This window comes from Azospirillum griseum, assembly GCF_003966125.1.
Lineage (GTDB): Bacteria > Pseudomonadota > Alphaproteobacteria > Azospirillales > Azospirillaceae > Azospirillum > Azospirillum griseum.
In genome coordinates this window covers 1-318 of sequence record NZ_RXMA01000163.1, presented here as the reverse complement: position 1 = coordinate 318, position 318 = coordinate 1, and the positions used below count along the sequence as shown (strand labels likewise).

At 67.0% G+C, this 318-nt stretch carries 1 protein-coding gene; it reads right to left on the bottom strand.

The genetic code is table 11. The features are described from left to right. Nucleotides 1-318, bottom strand: a 318-nt coding sequence (locus tag EJ903_RS27180; RefSeq protein WP_210211592.1) for a hypothetical protein, incomplete at both ends; no start/stop codon positions are given.

Sequence of the window (318 nt, the reverse complement as noted above, 5' to 3'; positions counted from 1 at the left end):
CCGACGTCGGCCAACTGCGCTCAGAGGAAGGGGACGCGGCGCTGTTGACCTGCTGTTCGCCGCCGATGCGGGTGTTGGCGGCGTCGAAGCGCTGCTGCCAGATCGACCCGGCGGAGGTGTTGCCGGAGATGGCGCCGTTGGTGCTGTACCAGCCGATGACATAGCCACCGTCGGACAGCGCGGTGACAGTGGCGCCGCCCTGGTTGAGGCTGGTGTTGGTGTTGACCAGGAAGGCTGCCCCGGCCGCCGAACCATCGGCATTGTAGCGGCGGGCATAGATGTCCGACGCATTGCCTTCCGCCGTCCACCAGACCTTGA